At 44.5% G+C, this 15,208-nt stretch carries 18 protein-coding genes; 15 read left to right on the top strand and 3 right to left on the bottom strand.

Going from position 1 to position 15,208, the window contains the following annotated elements:
* Nucleotides 1–241 precede the first annotated feature (241 nt).
* The gene (gene fabZ / locus RBH91_RS20205; protein ID WP_307892713.1) at nt 242–676 is read left to right on the top strand and encodes a 3-hydroxyacyl-ACP dehydratase FabZ; all 435 of its coding nucleotides are present in this window, start codon (nt 242–244) and stop codon (nt 674–676) included.
* 68 nt (nt 677–744) lie between these two features.
* Nucleotides 745–1,128, top strand: a complete 384-nt coding sequence (mscL, locus tag RBH91_RS20200; protein ID WP_307892712.1) for a large conductance mechanosensitive channel protein MscL — start codon at nt 745–747, stop codon at nt 1,126–1,128.
* Between the two features lie 43 nt (nt 1,129–1,171).
* Here the strand turns inward: mscL and RBH91_RS20195 are convergent, their stop codons facing one another.
* Nucleotides 1,172–1,585 carry a YwpF-like family protein gene (locus tag RBH91_RS20195; protein WP_307892711.1) on the bottom strand — a complete coding sequence of 138 codons (414 nt, stop codon included), beginning with the start codon at nt 1,583–1,585 and terminating at the stop codon, nt 1,172–1,174.
* A gap of 171 nt (nt 1,586–1,756) precedes the next feature.
* Between RBH91_RS20195 and RBH91_RS20190 the strand changes: the two genes are divergently transcribed.
* From RBH91_RS20190 to RBH91_RS20130, 13 genes are all read left to right on the top strand, one after another.
* On the top strand, nt 1,757–2,128 hold the full coding sequence (locus RBH91_RS20190) for a hypothetical protein (protein ID WP_076759162.1): 372 nt from the start codon (nt 1,757–1,759) through the stop codon (nt 2,126–2,128).
* A 102-nt stretch (nt 2,129–2,230) separates the two neighbouring features.
* Nucleotides 2,231–2,572, top strand: coding sequence for a single-stranded DNA-binding protein (gene ssb, locus RBH91_RS20185; RefSeq protein ID WP_076759159.1), 342 nt, complete (start codon nt 2,231–2,233; stop codon nt 2,570–2,572).
* A 220-nt stretch (nt 2,573–2,792) separates the two neighbouring features.
* The gene (locus RBH91_RS20180; protein WP_307892710.1) at nt 2,793–3,755 is read left to right on the top strand and encodes a sugar-binding transcriptional regulator; all 963 of its coding nucleotides are present in this window, start codon (nt 2,793–2,795) and stop codon (nt 3,753–3,755) included.
* Nucleotides 3,752–4,195 (top strand): transcriptional regulator GutM, encoded by a 444-nt coding sequence (locus tag RBH91_RS20175; protein WP_307892709.1) that lies wholly within the window; start codon nt 3,752–3,754, stop codon nt 4,193–4,195. Before RBH91_RS20180 ends, RBH91_RS20175 begins: the two co-directional genes overlap by 4 nt.
* Entirely contained in the window at nt 4,192–4,740 is a 549-nt protein-coding gene (srlA, locus tag RBH91_RS20170; RefSeq protein WP_076759150.1) for a PTS glucitol/sorbitol transporter subunit IIC, read from the top strand. Before RBH91_RS20175 ends, srlA begins: the two co-directional genes overlap by 4 nt.
* A 17-nt stretch (nt 4,741–4,757) precedes the next feature.
* On the top strand, nt 4,758–5,765 hold the full coding sequence (srlE, locus tag RBH91_RS20165) for a PTS glucitol/sorbitol transporter subunit IIB (protein WP_307892708.1): 1,008 nt from the start codon (nt 4,758–4,760) through the stop codon (nt 5,763–5,765).
* Between the two features lie 23 nt (nt 5,766–5,788).
* The gene (locus tag RBH91_RS20160; RefSeq protein WP_307892707.1) at nt 5,789–6,157 is read left to right on the top strand and encodes a PTS glucitol/sorbitol transporter subunit IIA; all 369 of its coding nucleotides are present in this window, start codon (nt 5,789–5,791) and stop codon (nt 6,155–6,157) included.
* Nucleotides 6,158–6,171: 14 nt separating this feature from the next.
* Nucleotides 6,172–6,957, top strand: a complete 786-nt coding sequence (gene srlD, locus RBH91_RS20155) for a sorbitol-6-phosphate dehydrogenase (RefSeq protein ID WP_307892706.1) — start codon at nt 6,172–6,174, stop codon at nt 6,955–6,957.
* Between the two features lie 19 nt (nt 6,958–6,976).
* Nucleotides 6,977–7,642, top strand: a complete 666-nt coding sequence (locus tag RBH91_RS20150) for a transaldolase family protein (protein WP_307892705.1) — start codon at nt 6,977–6,979, stop codon at nt 7,640–7,642.
* A gap of 150 nt (nt 7,643–7,792) precedes the next feature.
* Nucleotides 7,793–8,563 carry a transcriptional regulator GlcR gene (locus RBH91_RS20145; protein WP_307892704.1) on the top strand — a complete coding sequence of 257 codons (771 nt, stop codon included), beginning with the start codon at nt 7,793–7,795 and terminating at the stop codon, nt 8,561–8,563.
* A gap of 17 nt (nt 8,564–8,580) precedes the next feature.
* Entirely contained in the window at nt 8,581–9,459 is an 879-nt protein-coding gene (locus tag RBH91_RS20140) for a Cof-type HAD-IIB family hydrolase (protein WP_307892703.1), read from the top strand.
* A gap of 208 nt (nt 9,460–9,667) precedes the next feature.
* Nucleotides 9,668–10,459, top strand: a complete 792-nt coding sequence (locus RBH91_RS20135; protein WP_307892702.1) for a YtvA family blue-light photoreceptor — start codon at nt 9,668–9,670, stop codon at nt 10,457–10,459.
* 24 nt (nt 10,460–10,483) lie between these two features.
* Nucleotides 10,484–10,738 carry a YesK family protein gene (locus tag RBH91_RS20130; protein ID WP_307892701.1) on the top strand — a complete coding sequence of 85 codons (255 nt, stop codon included), beginning with the start codon at nt 10,484–10,486 and terminating at the stop codon, nt 10,736–10,738.
* Between the two features lie 39 nt (nt 10,739–10,777).
* Here the strand turns inward: RBH91_RS20130 and RBH91_RS20125 are convergent, their stop codons facing one another.
* Entirely contained in the window at nt 10,778–13,543 is a 2,766-nt protein-coding gene (locus tag RBH91_RS20125) for a DEAD/DEAH box helicase (RefSeq protein WP_307892700.1), read from the bottom strand.
* Nucleotides 13,530–15,131 (bottom strand): SWIM zinc finger family protein, encoded by a 1,602-nt coding sequence (locus RBH91_RS20120; RefSeq protein ID WP_307892699.1) that lies wholly within the window; start codon nt 15,129–15,131, stop codon nt 13,530–13,532. Before RBH91_RS20120 ends, RBH91_RS20125 begins: the two co-directional genes overlap by 14 nt.
* Between the last annotated feature and the right edge of the window lie 77 nt (nt 15,132–15,208).

The raw sequence follows: 15,208 nt of genomic DNA, 5'->3' as shown, positions 1-15,208 counted from the left end.
TCGCCTTAAAAGAACGGGCAGCTTTATCCCGAGAGAACGGTCCGGGCCTTTTGCAGCCGGCTTTGGCGGTTAAGCTTGGGGCTCGAATCATTCAAACGCCGCCTTCAAACAGGGTCGGCAGAGCTTGTTTGACATCTTCTGTTGAAAAAGATTCCGTTTCATAATATACTTCCAGATGTACAGAATGAGGCACCGAAACATTGTTCTATACATATTTCTCAAAAAAGGAGATGTCAAGGCGATGCTTGATGCTCAGCAAATTAAAGAAATTATTCCCCACCGTTATCCCTTTTTGCTCATTGACCGGGTGACAGAAGTAGAGGAAGGGAAGCGGGCTGCAGGTTATAAAAATGTCACGGTTAATGAAGAATTTTTTAACGGCCATTTTCCGAATTATCCGGTGATGCCGGGTGTTTTGATTGTTGAAGCGCTCGCGCAAATCGGAGCTGTGGCGCTTCTGATGAAGGAAGAAAACCGCGGAAGACTCGCGTTCTTTGCGGGGATTGACAGCTGCCGTTTCAAAAAGCAAGTCAAACCGGGCGACCAGCTGCACCTTGAACTTGAAGTGCTCCGTTTTCGCGGTTCAATCGGCAAAGGAAAAGGCGTCGCAAAGGTAGACGGCGAAGTCGTTTGTGAGGCCGAGCTGATGTTTTCTCTTGGAGAAAAACAGGAATAATACTGAGCAGATGGGTTTAGCATGAACCCATTTGTTTTTTTATAACGAAAGGAAAAGGTGATCCTTTTATGTGGAAAGATTTTAGAAGCTTTGCGATCCGAGGAAATGTAATCGATCTCGCAATAGGGGTTATTATCGGAGGCGCCTTTGGGAAAATCGTGACCTCGCTTGTCAATGATTTGATTATGCCTATACTGGGTCTTCTGCTTGGAGGTTTGGATTTTTCGGAGCTTTCATTTACATTTGGCGAAGCTGATGTAAAGTACGGGCTATTCATTCAGTCGATTGTGAACTTCTTTATCATTTCGTTTTCGATTTTTCTATTCATCCGCTATATCTCAAAATTGAAGAAGAAGGAAGACGCGAAGGAAGAGGAACCTGTGCCAGATCCTCAGGAAGAATTGCTCAAAGAAATTCGCGATCTATTAAAAGAGCAGTCGAAGCAATCTTAAAAAAACGCGGACGAAAAGGCTGTCGTTTCCCAGACAGCCTTTCCTATATATTTTGTTTGAACGCTTCTAGAAGCCGATCTCCGGAATATCCTTCCTTCATCAACCCTTCTAAAATCTTGTCGGAATCCTTCCTCAGCTTGGAACTGACCATTTTGCCATCCAATAAAACGGAAACATGTTCACCGAGAACCGTGATGTTTTTAACCTTTGCCAGAAGCTGTGCCGGCCGATTGCTTTTTTTAGTAATCGTCACATATGCTTTCACTTCTTTGCCTTCCTGCATAAGGTATTCAAAAAAATACCGGTATTCCTTTAAGACAAGCCCCTCGGCCATCCAATGGTTTTCTCCGTCTTCCTTATTAATAATCAGGCCGTCGATCAGCGGGAACTCCTCGAGCCGTTTTGATGTCTCATCCTGGCGGACGACTTTTAAATCAATAAGCCTAAAGGTTTTCATCCTATCACCTCACAAGCTTCCTTAGTTATATAACCATTATATCACATTCAATATGAGAGCTCCTAAACAGCGGCTGCATGATTGATCCTCTTATTTTAAATTTTTCAAAAAGTATTTTATAATGCTTTGTTTTTATTTATACTTTAGGTGATATTGAGCAGGAGGTGACTTATGAACCATTTTTACTTAAAGGAAGTATTGGTGATAAACAACAATCCAGCTGCTGACTGTCTTCAATATAGACCTTTGATTCGCTTTTTGGCCGGAAACAAAAAGTATGAGATTGATATGCGTGACCATGAAAGCATTGTCTTTCGTTATGTGACAAAGGATAAGATGGAGATATACGAATTTCACGCCGCATTTAAAGAAAAAGAATTGTCATTTCGGCAATACGCTTGGGACGGAGGCTCATATGTCCGCTTGTATTCTGATCAGTGGCTGGCATCTCCTGTTTTCTTGCAGTTTTTAAAAAATACGTATTTCTCAAATAAAAAAGAAATGATGTTCATAATTAGTGGGAAGAAAAAACAAAAATTATAATAAGAAAGCAAGTTTTGATAAACTATTTTCCTTTTATCTGCATTTTTCTTGAAAGCTCTTCTCTTATAAACTGGGGATATCGAATATGAAGGGAGGGACAAAATGTTTAATCAGATCATGCTGGTCGGGCGTTTAACAAAAGACCCGGAGCTTCGCCATACATCTAACGGTGTCCCGGTTGCGAATATTATCTTGGCTGTCAGCAGGCATTTCAAAAATGCCGGCGGCGAAATTGAAACGGACTTTGTCAATTGTACACTGTGGCGCAAAACGGCTGAGAATACAGCCGAATATTGCAGAAAAGGATCAATCATCGGTCTGAATGGAAGAATTCAGACCCGAAATGATGTTGATTCAGAAGGGAAGCGCGTCTTTAAAACAGAAGTTGTTGCCCGCTCAGTACGGTTTTTGGGTGAAAAGCCCCGTGAATCCGCTGACGCTTAGAGAAGTAAAATGATTCCCTCTATACCTCTTTTCTTATATAAAATCAATCAACTCCCCGTTTTATCCCCTTTATAGCCGGTCTTTTACGACCGGTTTTTTTATTTGGACAAAAAAAAGACAAATTTAAATTGACTCGGAAAATTCTCATATGTATAATGTAAGCGAATACACAACAAATGTTCAATGTTTGCACAAATGTGCAATGGAAAAGGGTGATCATATGGAGATGAAGGATGATAAACGCCTTTTGATTAAAATTTGCAAAATGTATTACGAAGAAGATCTGACACAAAGCCAGATTGCAAAAGCGACGGGAATATACAGGACAACTGTCGGGCGCATGCTGAAAAAAGCGAGGGAGGAAGGGATCGTCAAAATTACAATTGATGATCATGTCGGAGCACATTACGATTTGGAACGCAAACTTGAACAGCTCCTGGGACTTAGAGAAGTATACATTTGTGAGACGAATCCAGGGCAGGCCGAAGAAGAAAAGAAAAAAATCGTCGGCAAAGCAGGCGCAGATATTTTAAAACGCGTCGTTAAAGACGGAGATACAGTCGGTTTTGCCTGGGGGACGACGATGGCGGGAATGATCGGAGAATTCCACGGCGTGAAAAAACGGAGCGCTTCTTTTGTTCCGCTTGTCGGCGGTCCCGGAGCAATGGATACGAAATATCATGTGAACAGCATCGTTTACTCTATCGCCAGCGACTTTGGAGGCACCCCGCACTTTATCGATGCGGCGGCAGTCGTTGAAAAAAAGGAAACGAAAGACGAAATCGTGAAATCCCACTATTTCAAAAAAATCGAAAATCTATGGAACAGTCTTACCGTGGCAGCTGTGGGAATCGGAGCGCCGCTTAGTTCTTCCAACATGATCTGGACCGGGTTTTACGGGGATCAAGATATGGAGTGTTTAAAAGAGAAACATGCTGTCGGAGATATATGCTCCCGCTTTTTTGACCGTACAGGACAATTAATAGAGACGGAGATTAATGATAGAACCATTGCAATAGACATCAATAGGCTGAAGAATCTGGAGTATTCTATCGGTCTCGCTGAGTCCCATGAAAAGGTTCCTTCAATTATAGGAGCAGCAAAAGGCGGCTATATCAACATATTGGTGACAACTGCCGAAACAGCGAGAGAAATCGCCGAGGAGATGAAGAATCAAAAATGATCTTTTATTTTATTATCGCCATTGGGATAGCCTGGCTTCTCCAAAGCATCTTTGGTTTTTGGCAAATCAGGCATTTTAATCAAACATTTGCGGAATACAGGAAGTTGGGAAGGGTTGCTGTCGGAAGGCGGACCGGGCTATTCAGAGCCGGTACGGTCGTTCTGTTTGTTATTGATAAGCGAAACAAAATTCTTCGGGCATCCAAAATGCAGGGAGTGACGGTTTTTTCAAGGATCAGGCCTTTAAAAGGATTTGAGGGGAAATATTTGCTCAAAATCGGGCCGGATGATCTTGCTCCGCATGACCGTCTGACAAGACTTGCAATAGAAGATGCCTTGAGAACATTTGACATCATCACTAAAGGGGGTGATATTCCGCCAAAGAAATCATTGCTTCAAAAAATAATGAGTGTTCATACGAAAAAAAGAGGTGAAATATGAAAAACGTAACAGGGCTTGCAGAGAAGTTTATGGATTTGTTCAGACATGGCGGAGAGGTTTTTGTCAGCATGCTTACAGACATCGTTCCTTTATTAATTATGCTGCTTGTCGCCATGAATGCGCTCATACGTCTGATTGGAGAAAGACGCGTTGAAATGCTTGCCAAAAAATCCGGAAAAAACCCTTTGACAAGGTATCTGGTTTTGCCGGTCATCGGTACCTTTATGCTTGCAAATCCAATGACGCTGTCGCTTGGAAAGTTTTTGCCGGAGAAATATAAACCAAGCTATTATGCGGCTGCTTCTTATTCTTGTCATACCCATAACGGACTCTTTCCCCATGTAAATCCCGGCGAACTTTTCGTATTTCTTGGGATTGCCGCCGGCATTACGACCTTGGGGCATGAAACGACAGAGCTTGCTCTCCGCTATTTTTTAGTCGGTATTTTTACAAACTTTCTGAGAGGTTGGGTGACGGATTTGACGACAGCATATGCAGCTAAGCAGCAGGGCATTCAATTGAAAGATTCGGTAGATCTTAAATAAGGAGGGCGGTTGATAACATGAGTTCCTATCGTTCAGTTGTCGTTTCAAAAGGGCAGGGAGGATTTGGCGGACCGCTTTTGATCACCCCTGATGAGCAGAAAAATAAAATCGTTTATGTGACGGGAGGAAACAAGCCGGAGATCGCTGACTATTTAGCAGAGCTGACAGGGTGTGAGCTTGTCGACGGTTTTAAAACGACGGTTCCTGAAAAAGAGATGGCCGCCGTGATCATTGACTGTGGGGGAACACTGCGCTGCGGTCTTTATCCGCAAAAACGAATTCCGACAATCAATCTCATGGCAACCGGAAAAAGCGGGCCGCTCGCCGCCCATATTACAGAGGATATTTATGTTTCAGGCGTAAAAAAAGAGAATATCAAACTGCAAGAGGCTGAAGAGGAGCCGGAACAGTCCAATATTCTAAAAGAAAATCATAATGAAAATAAACAAAACCATTATAGCACAGAGAAAAAAATTAGTGAACAACAAGCCCCAAAAGGCGTTATGGCTAGAATCGGGATGGCGATGGGGTCCGTTGTCAGCGTGTTCTACCAGGCGGGCCGGGAGGCGATTGAAACCGTTATCAAAACGATTCTTCCATTTATGGCCTTTGTCGCTTTGTTAATCGGCGTGATTAAAGAGTCTGGAATCGGCGACATTTTTGCTCAATTTCTGTCTCCTTTTGCAGGTTCTCTTCCCGGGCTCCTATTAATCTCGCTTGTTTGTTCTTTTCCGCTGCTCTCTCCGTTTCTCGGGCCAGGGGCGGTCATTGCTCAGGTTGTCGGTTCATTGATCGGCGTAGAGATCGGAAAAGGGAACATCCCGCCGAATTTGGCGCTTCCGGCGTTATTTGCCATCAATTCACAAGCTGCCGCAGACTTTGTTCCCGTCGGCCTCGGACTTGCGGAAGCGGAAGTCGAAACCGTTGAAGTCGGGGTGCCATCGGTGCTGTATTCGCGGTTTTTAACGGGGGCGCCGACTGTATTCATTGCTTGGCTGGCAAGCTTTGGACTATATGACAGCTAGATTTTCTAAAGGAGGGAGAAATGATGGTCATGCTGTATGAAACAAAAATAAACAAGATTGGAGCTCTGTCATCTGCTTTCTCAGATGACAACATGCTCATCCTGTTCGGTGACGGGGCGCCGGATGAATTAAAAGATTACTGTTTATCCATTGACATAGAGCCTGTGGAAGGCGACTTCAGAGAAGGCGACGAACTTTTGCTCGGCGGAGAATCTTACAGGGTGACAGCCGTTGGAGAAGCTGTCGCAAAAAATCTGGCAAGCCTGGGTCATATTACGCTGAAATTTGATGGCTCAAAATCTGCTGAATTGCCCGGAACACTGTATCTCGAACAGAAAGAATTACCTGAGGTTTTGGCTGGAGAGAGCATTCAAATCAAAAGATGTTGTTAAGGAGCGGGTGCAATATGGAAATCAAAAAAGGAAAAGCGGCTTTGATTTGCGGCGGGGGACAGAGCCTGGGAGAAGCGCTGTCCTATCGCATGGCAGAAGCCGGATATGATGTTGCGATTGCAGATATCAACGGTGAAAACGCTAAAAGGACTGCCGATCAAGCGGCTGAGAAATACGGTAAAAAATCTTTGGCCATTCAAGCGGATTTTACGAAAGAAGCAGATGTGAAGGACATGATTGAGAAAGTTACTGCAGAATTCAACACAATTGATGTGATGGTTTACAGCGCGGGGATCGCCACAAGCAATAAAATCACCGATTTTCAGCTGAAGGATTGGGAGCGGACTCTTGATGTCAACCTTACAGGATACTTTCTATGTGCAAGGGAGACGTCAAAAGTGATGATTGAGCAGGGAGGCGGCTCAATGATTCAAATCAACTCGAAATCTGGAAAAGTCGGCAGCAAACATAACACGGCTTATTCAGCTTCAAAGTTCGGAGGTGTCGGCCTGACTCAAAGCCTGGCGCTTGATCTTGCCGAGCACAACATTCGTGTGAACAGCATAATGCCGGGGAATCTATTGAAATCCCCGATGTTTCAAAGCTTAATTCCGCAGTACGCGAAAAAACTCGGCATTCCTGAAAACGAAGTGGAACGCGTTTATACGGAAAAAGTGCCGCTGGGACGGGGCTGTACGTATGATGACATCGCCAATGCCATATTATTTTACGTATCTGATAAAGCTTCCTATATGACGGGGCAATCGATTAATGTAACCGGAGGACAGGTCATGCATTAAATCAGAGGGGGTGAACAGGATGAAACTGCTGGTGGATTCCGCTGATATATCCGAGATTGAAAGTTTGCTAGCTTCGTTTCCCATTGACGGTGTGACGACGAATCCCGCCTTGATTGCAAAGGAAAAACGGCCTTTTAAACAGCAGATCCAAGAGATTCGCCATCTTCTTCCCGATCGCCTGCCTCTTCACGTCCAAATCATTGCGGATGATTGTAAAGGCATGATTGATCAGGCAAGAACACTTTATGACTGGCTGGACGGAAATGTATGGATTAAAATCCCTGTGAGCAAAGAAGGCTTGCGTGCAATACGGGAGCTTTCAGCAGACGGTATCCGCACCACAGGGACAACCATTTATACTCCTCTACAGGCAGTTCTTGCGGCAAAGGCCGGAGCCGGCTATGTCGCACCATATGTCAACAGGATTGATCATGAATACGGTGATGGGGCGGGTGTTGTCAAAACGATTGCCGATTTGTTCAGATCATACGGTTTTAACTGCAAAGTGCTTGCGGCAAGCTTTAAACATAACAGCCAAATTCTCGCCGCGATGGAAGCGGGGAGCCATGAAGCGACGATCAGCCCTGAGCTTTTAAAACATTTGGCTGACCACCCTGCTGCAAATCGCGATATCCATGGATTTCGTCATGTGTGGCAATCTCAATATGGAACGTTCTCACTATAGCATGATAGCCTGAGTGGTGCTGGAATATCAATTCAGCCCTCAGGCTTTTTTTTGCTTAAAAACACTTATATAAACTTGATTTATTTATTTTTTAAACTTATAATTACTTATAGATAATGATGATTACTTAATTATTAAAGGGATGATCCAGTGTATCAAGAGGAAAGGCTAATTTCCATCATTGACTATTTGAAGGAGCATCAACGGATTTCCGTAGAGCAGATTTGTTCTTTATTCCAGGTTTCAAGAGATACGGCGAGGCGCGACCTTGTCAAGCTGAATGAGCAGGGCGCGATTATCAGGACGAGAGGCGGAGCCATTCTGCCTACCATTCATGATGAAATCAAAGATTATTCTGGAAGGCTGAATATCGTGTCAGAGGAAAAGAGCATGATCGGTAAAGTAGCCGCTTCTTTAATCAGAGAAGGCGACCGTATCATTTTGGATGCTTCCACCACTGTTCAGTCGTGTGCTGAGCATTTGCCTGATATCAATTGCACGATTATTACCAACTCGATTAACCAGGCGGAGGTTCTTTCGTCAAAACAGGGGGCTTGCATTCATCTCCTTGGCGGAAAACTTCAGAAAGAGCACCGATTTTTATATGGGGCTTCTGTTACTGAAAAGCTGTCGTGCTATCATGTTGATAAAGCGCTGATCGGTGTAGTAGGGATCTCTGAGCACGGATTGACCATCGCTCATGAAGAGGATGGAATGGTGAAGCGAAAAATCATTTCCCAGGCAAAACAAGTGATTGCACTCGCCGACCATTCGAAAATCGGCAGGACGGATTTTTATCGGTATGCTGAGCTAAGCGATATTGATCTTCTGATCACAGACCGGCTGCCGTCAGAAGATTTTCAGAGACTGCTTGATGAACACGGGGTGGAGCTGCTTGTGGCAGAGCATGAAGGAACTTAAGAGGGGGAATACAGAAGATGAGAATGATCGCGGTAGATTTGGATGGGACACTGCTAAACAGTGAAAGCAAAGTCGCAAAGGACAGCATAGATGCGATTAAAAAAGCTCGGGACAACGGGATTGAAGTAGTGATTGCCACAGGAAGGGCTTCATTTGATGTGCAGGCGATTTTTCAGTCGACCGGTATTAAAACATGGATCATCAGCGCCAATGGAGCGGTGATTCACGATCCTGAAGGGCGCCTTTATCATGCCGTGCCGATAGACTCTAAGAAGGCAGAAGGAATTCTCGAGTGGCTTGAAGAAAAGAATTACTATTATGAAGTATTCAGCGACGATGCGATCTTTACTCTGCAAAATGGAAAAGAGCTGCTCGAGATCGAATTGGATCGACTGAAAAGCGCAAATCCCGACGCTGATTTTTCTAGGCTGGAGCAGGCCGCCGAACAGCAGATCAGCCAGCATGGATACGCATATATCCGCTCCTATCGGGAGCTCTATCAGCCTGATCGAAGCGTAAATGTATACAACATCTTAGGTTTTTCTTTTGATCAAGAAAAGCTTGAGGAAGGCTGGCAGCGTTTTAAAGATGCAAAAGATATCACGCTTGTCACTTCCGCAGAGCATAACTTTGAGATAGAGCATCTTCAGGCTTCAAAAGGGCTCGCTCTAGAAAAGCTTTCTCAAAAGCTCGGCATTCCGCTTCATGAAACAGCTGCTGTCGGCGACAGCCTCAACGACTGTTCCATGCTGAAAATAGCGGGAAAAAGCTTTGCTATGGGAAACGCACGCGAGGACATTAAAGAGCTGGCAGATGAAGTGGCGCCGACAAATGATGAGAATGGCGTGGCACACATCCTCCACAAGCTTATTGAACAAAATGTAAAATCGGTTTAATTCGCACATCCTTTTCTATCGGCGTGATGCCGGAGCTGGAAACCGGCAGCGTAACGATGAGGGAGTGCGATTAAGCAGCGGGTTGTTCTTTTCTGAGAATGACCCGCTTTTTTAATTCTTTCAAAATGGGATGTTTGAAAACGGCTGAAAACGGGAAATTCACCAACGGATTCCGGCCACCAGACGATGTAGAAGGAGAGAGTAATGAATGCATCAAACATCCGCTAATCTGCTGTACAAGCTTAACCTGCTGAAAAAAGCGGTCGACCATATGAAGATGGGTTTGACGATTACAGATCCGTCATTGCCCGATCATCCCATTATTTTCGTAAACAAGGGCTTCTTGCAATTGACCGGTTATTCAGAGGAGGAAGCGGTTGGACGGAACTGCCGCTTTCTTCAGGGGAATGATTCCAATCGATCCGAATTGGAAAAAGTCAGAAGAGCCATTAAAAAGGAAGAAAGTGCTGCGGTTCAGCTGAAAAATTATAAAAAAGACGGCACTATGTTTTGGAACGAAGTGGTGATTGAGCCTTTGCGTTTCACAGAGGGCGGAAAAGAGAAGCTTTATTTTATCGGTTTTCAAAAGGATGTGACATCTGAAAGAGAGCAGCAAAAGCAGCTGTCGAATTCGCTTGATGAAGTGCTCGCCATTTCAACTCCCATCGTCCCGGTGAAGGATGGCATATCAATTCTGCCGGTGATCGGAACATTGACAGAGCAGCGCTTTCAAAATATGCTTGAAAAAGTGTCTACATATATCATGCATTCAAAAGATGACTACTTTATTATCGATTTATCAGGACTGCTGGGTATTGATACGTTTGTCGCCGACGCCATTTTCAAACTTCACGATCTGATTTCGCTTACGGGAACAGAGTTTTTGGTTACGGGAATTCAAACAGATCTTGCCATGAAAATGGCCGAGCTCAGAGTGGATTTCGGCGGTTTGAAAACATATATGAATGTTAAAGCGGCACTAGAGCATATTCAATTTTAAGATGCTGCACAAAGGAGGGATTCAATGGAATTCTGGCTGGTGACCATTTGCTTAACCGTGGCGTGTATGGGGATTTCCTTTATCTTTGGAAAAAAGCGGCCGGCACTGCAGTTTGGTATTCCGGCCCTTTTGATGATGTTGAGTGTTGTTGTGATCATCGCCAGCTTTGCCGTCGGAAGATGGAATGGAATGATTTTGGGCGGTGCAGGTCTTTCATTACTGCTCGCTTCTACCTTCTCATTGATCATGTTGAGCTTATTTAGGATGATTAAAGGGTAAAAAAACAGCTGTCGCTTGAGACAGCTGTTTTTTAAAAATTCAACCCGTAATCGCAGAGGTGTTCAGTGTGAATAATTCTTCGAGTTCATCTTCCGAAAGCTCTGTGATCCAATTCTCACTCTGAATGATCTGATCATTCAATGATTGCTTGGATTCAAGCATTCGGTCGATTTTTTCTTCAATCGTACCGGTGGTGATGAGCTTGTGAACATGGACAAACCGTTTTTGACCGATTCGGTATGCGCGGTCTGTTGCCTGGTTTTCAACCGCTGGGTTCCACCATCTGTCATAGTGTACGACATGATTGGCAGCCGTCAGATTCAAGCCTGTTCCTCCGGCTTTTAAGGATAAGATCAGGATGGGAAACTCCTTATTTTGAAACTGCTCCACCATTTTGTCCCGGTCCAGTTTGGATAGGCTTCCGTTTAAAAACTTAACTGGTTCGCCAAATGTTTTTTCAAGCAGGCGTTTCATCATTTCGCCCATTCCGAGGTACTGGGTAAAGACGAGGCAGCTTTCATCACTTTCACGAATATTTTTTGTTAATTCAAGCAGTTTTTCCAGTTTAACAGACCTGCCGTTAAGAAGTTCTGACCCGAATTCTTTTAAATAAAGGGCGGGGTGGTCGCAGATTTGCTTCAGCTTGCCGAGCATGCTGAGGATTAAAGCCTTCCGCTGCATTCCGGCTAGGCCTGACATATGTTCAAACGTATCTTTTACAAGCTGTTCATACAGGGAAGCCTGCTCGGCGGAGAGCGGTACGAATTCTTTTTCTTCTTGTTTTTCAGGCAGGTTGAGTGCAACCTCTTGATCCTGTTTTGTCCGCCTTAATAAAAACGGTTTTATCAGCTGCTGAAGCTGTTCAATCCGTTTTTCATCACGATCTTTTTCGATCGGCAGGACAAAGCGTTTATGAAAGCTGCCAAGGCTTCCGAGATAGCCTTTATTCATAAAGTCATAAATGGACCAAAGCTCTGTCAGGCGGTTTTCCATCGGAGTTCCGCTGAGCGCGATATGGTGAAGGCCTTTCAGCTTTCTGATCGAACGGGATTGTTTTGTATGCGCATTTTTTATATTTTGGGCTTCATCAAGGCAAATGCAGTTCCATGTCACACTTTGGAAATCATCAAAATCGGATTGCGCAAGACCGTACGACGTCAAAACGATATCCGTATCTTGGTAAAATTCCTGAAATGCTTCTCCTTTAGGGCGTTTTGGCCCGTAATGGAGCGCTACCGACAGGCCGGGTGCGAATGTTTGAAGCTCGCGCTGCCAATTTCCGAGAACAGACGTCGGTGCAATGATAAGAGACGGCGTTTTTTGCCCCTGCTCTTTTAAATAGGCAAAATAAGCAATCATCTGAATGGTTTTTCCGAGCCCCATATCATCTGCAAGACAGGCGCCGAAGCCGCAGTTTCGCAGAAAGATCAGCCAGTTTAAGCCGTCCTCCTGATAAGCCCTGAGCTTGCCTTGAAAGCTTTTGCTGACAGGATAGACTGGAAGCTCATCCCTTTGGCTCAGCTTTCTGATCATGCTTTTCAGCTGATATGACAGTTCAAACCGTATATCACTGAAAGCGGAGGCATCAAACAGATCGTCGTCCTTCTGTTGATCGCTTCGGTCTGTCAGCTCACGCGCCAAGATATCTGACATGTGAAGGCCTTCAGTTTCTGCGCGTTCCATCAGCTTTTTCATTTGTTTGATAAAGTTCGGGTCGATTTTGATCCATTGACCGCGAATATTGACCAGCCGCCTTTTATTGGCGACGAGCTGGTGAAACTCTTCTTCTGTGAGTTCAATTCCATTTGTCGCAAACCGCCAGTTGAAGTCCATTAAAGCGTTCATTCCGACAAACGACTCGCCGCGGGGGCCTGACGACACTTTCGCTTTCAGGAGTATATTGCTGTCTTTGACAATTTGCCACCATGACGGAAGCAGGATTTCAATCCCCATGCTGATGAGTGTTTCGCTTGCTTCCGATAAGAAAATCCAAGCTTCTTCTTCCGACAGCAGCGTCGTGCCCGATTCGATCGTCAGCCACGGAACGACTTGGCGGAACCGGTCTTGCTCGCGGGCGATTTTATCGGCGTATGTCTGCCATGATTTTTTCAGTCTATTCAAACCATCAAAAAAGCGAATTTCTCCGCTTTTTTTATCGCGCAAAAACAATTCGATTTTCCAATCATCACCGTCAAACTCAGGTTCATTTAAACGGAGGCCGACGGTGAACGGCACGGGGTTTTCGTGCCAGCCGATCGTTTCAAGAAAATCTTCTTCATCAAGAAAATGTCCCTGGAATGTGGTGACCGCCGGGGAATTCTCCACAATCGATTCCCATTTTGCTTTTAGCTCATCATTGTAGTTGATGTAGTCTTCGACAGCGCGGGAAAACCATTCTGCTGTATAGCCTTCCAAAAGCTCTTCTTGATCCTTCCAGCGCAGCATCCCTTGCTTCCATGCTTCATAATCGGGAAGAAAATCTTGATCTGCGATAAACTCATAAATCGTTGAAGCTGTTTTCATCAATGGCTCTGTTTCTTCAGTCAACAGGATTTCACTAAAGGAATTAAATGAATTTTTGCCGAGGAATTCAGCCGCCATCCATGGAGACAGCAGTACGGCCGGTGTTTCTAAACCCGCATCTTCAAGGAAAGTTCCATAAAAGGATGATTCATGCCACTGAAATAAATGCCTTTCCATTTCACCGCGCGTGAGCTGCTGCTGGTCTTGATCATAACAAGATAAAATGAATGTATAGTCCTCTGATTGCTCGACATGTATTACGATTTCTTTAAGACTCGCCATCGATCAACTTTCCTTTCTTTAGCTCCTCCTGGAATGCCCGCAGCCTTTTATGGCGGGCTGAAAGCTGTTCCATAAATCGGTTCCAGACATCTTGTTTTTTTAATTTTTTATAAAACGTACGCAGCTTTTTTAAATATTTGACGGCTTCTTTGTAAGCGGAGCGGTTTCTCTGTTCAATCAGCTCTGAAATTTCCCGGTGGTACGATGGAATCAGCGCTTCAGGTGCTGCTGCCGCGATGTCCTTCAAGGCATTCTGCCCGATCTCAGAAATGGAAAAACCGACGAGGCTGTGGATCTCCATCCACTCCATAAAACGCTTTTTGTTATATAGAAAATGGCTGTATTCCGTAAATGTATAAGGAAGACATTTTCTGCTGTACCTTTCATAGATATGCTTGTCCTTTGTGTTTTTGCTGTAATCGCCGAGAAACAGAAAAAATTCGCTTAACACATCCCGTATTTCCCGGTATGGTTTGTCGAGTCTGCAAAAGCCTTCTGCGAGGTTTTCGAGATGTTCATACCATTTTTTCAGGCGTTTCCAGTCTTTTTTCGCCGTCATCACCCCGAGCCATTGAAACGTATACGGCAGAATGTCCGGCGAAAACGTATCGGCTTTTTCAAAAATCACATCGTCGTTTTTTAGAAGGAATTGAAGATGGAGCCGGCCGAATTGGATTTCGGGAGACGTCTTCAGTTCGTTTAACACTTCAAGCTCCTGTTTCAGCCATTTTGGGCGGGAGAGGAGTGCGCTCCATATCTCTCCGAAAATCCGCAGTCTTTCATATTGAAAAATGTCCTGTTTGAGCAGAAGCTCGCGAATCACCCCGAGTGTTTGCTCCAAAAACGGATCAAGGGAAAATGAAAGCGCATATGTTTTCAGTTCATCAATTGAACTGTATATCGTATCCATCAGCTGTTCGACATAAGGATTCAGCGAATAAAAATCTTTCTCCGGATCGATCCGGCCTTTTTCAATCAGTGTATGCATGGCAAGCCATGTCGCAAGAGCCGCATGAATCTGATACATTTTTTTCAGCTCAGGCTCCGGAGGTGTGCGCTTTTTTAAGCTTGAGAAATAGCCGTAATAAAGATACTGCATGGTTTGCTGGTTTTTAGGCGTGTGCTCTTCCCAGCGCCTGAATTCCTGTTTGAAAAAGCTGATCCAGCTGTGCAGCGTTTGCGTGCGGGAATTGAGGCCGCGCTGGATTTGCCCGGAAAGCATGTCATGACGCTCCCGTTGTTTTTGCGCTTCTTTCCAAAATTCTGTAAATGTTCCCAATCGTTCATATTGTGCATATACATATAAATAAACGGCAAGCACATGGCGGCAGATGTTTTGAGCCGGGCATGCACATGTGCTTTTTTTGACATCGGAAAGGTCGATAGCGACCTTAACCGGAACAACATCCTGTACGTAGGCTGTAACCGTATGCCCGTTCAGCGGTTTGACCCGATAGACGGAATCCTGTCTGTATAAGATAAGGGCTTTTTTCAAAAGCTGAATGTTCTCATCAGTGCACGGCAGTACATGCTTAAACTGTTCAGCCGCTTCCATCACAACTGTTTTTGAGATCATATCTTGAAGCATGTCTATCGCTCCTAACCGAATGACTTTTAAAAAGTTTCCAATCTCTCTATTATAACTTAATCCACCCATCCAAAAAA

Origin of the sequence: Bacillus swezeyi (assembly GCF_030908325.1) — a bacterium.
In the GTDB taxonomy this organism is placed as follows: domain Bacteria; phylum Bacillota; class Bacilli; order Bacillales; family Bacillaceae; genus Bacillus; species Bacillus swezeyi.
This window is presented reverse-complemented; position numbering and strand designations above follow the sequence as displayed.

What these genes read in the sequence shown, in the direction of transcription:
- fabZ (WP_307892713.1), top strand. Translation starts at nt 242, where the DNA reads ATGCTTGATGCTCAGCAAATTAAAGAAATTATTCCCCACCGTTATCCC.
- RBH91_RS20150 (WP_307892705.1), top strand. Translation starts at nt 6,977, where the DNA reads ATGAAACTGCTGGTGGATTCCGCTGATATATCCGAGATTGAAAGTTTG.
- srlD (WP_307892706.1), top strand. Translation starts at nt 6,172, where the DNA reads ATGGAAATCAAAAAAGGAAAAGCGGCTTTGATTTGCGGCGGGGGACAG.
- mscL (WP_307892712.1), top strand. Translation starts at nt 745, where the DNA reads ATGTGGAAAGATTTTAGAAGCTTTGCGATCCGAGGAAATGTAATCGAT.
- RBH91_RS20175 (WP_307892709.1), top strand. Translation starts at nt 3,752, where the DNA reads ATGATCTTTTATTTTATTATCGCCATTGGGATAGCCTGGCTTCTCCAA.
- RBH91_RS20140 (WP_307892703.1), top strand. Translation starts at nt 8,581, where the DNA reads ATGAGAATGATCGCGGTAGATTTGGATGGGACACTGCTAAACAGTGAA.
- srlA (WP_076759150.1), top strand. Translation starts at nt 4,192, where the DNA reads ATGAAAAACGTAACAGGGCTTGCAGAGAAGTTTATGGATTTGTTCAGA.
- RBH91_RS20160 (WP_307892707.1), top strand. Translation starts at nt 5,789, where the DNA reads ATGGTCATGCTGTATGAAACAAAAATAAACAAGATTGGAGCTCTGTCA.
- RBH91_RS20180 (WP_307892710.1), top strand. Translation starts at nt 2,793, where the DNA reads ATGGAGATGAAGGATGATAAACGCCTTTTGATTAAAATTTGCAAAATG.
- ssb (WP_076759159.1), top strand. Translation starts at nt 2,231, where the DNA reads ATGTTTAATCAGATCATGCTGGTCGGGCGTTTAACAAAAGACCCGGAG.
- RBH91_RS20120 (WP_307892699.1), bottom strand. Translation starts at nt 15,131, where the DNA reads ATGCTTCAAGATATGATCTCAAAAACAGTTGTGATGGAAGCGGCTGAA.
- srlE (WP_307892708.1), top strand. Translation starts at nt 4,758, where the DNA reads ATGAGTTCCTATCGTTCAGTTGTCGTTTCAAAAGGGCAGGGAGGATTT.
- RBH91_RS20135 (WP_307892702.1), top strand. Translation starts at nt 9,668, where the DNA reads ATGCATCAAACATCCGCTAATCTGCTGTACAAGCTTAACCTGCTGAAA.
- RBH91_RS20190 (WP_076759162.1), top strand. Translation starts at nt 1,757, where the DNA reads ATGAACCATTTTTACTTAAAGGAAGTATTGGTGATAAACAACAATCCA.
- RBH91_RS20130 (WP_307892701.1), top strand. Translation starts at nt 10,484, where the DNA reads ATGGAATTCTGGCTGGTGACCATTTGCTTAACCGTGGCGTGTATGGGG.
- RBH91_RS20125 (WP_307892700.1), bottom strand. Translation starts at nt 13,543, where the DNA reads ATGGCGAGTCTTAAAGAAATCGTAATACATGTCGAGCAATCAGAGGAC.
- RBH91_RS20195 (WP_307892711.1), bottom strand. Translation starts at nt 1,585, where the DNA reads ATGAAAACCTTTAGGCTTATTGATTTAAAAGTCGTCCGCCAGGATGAG.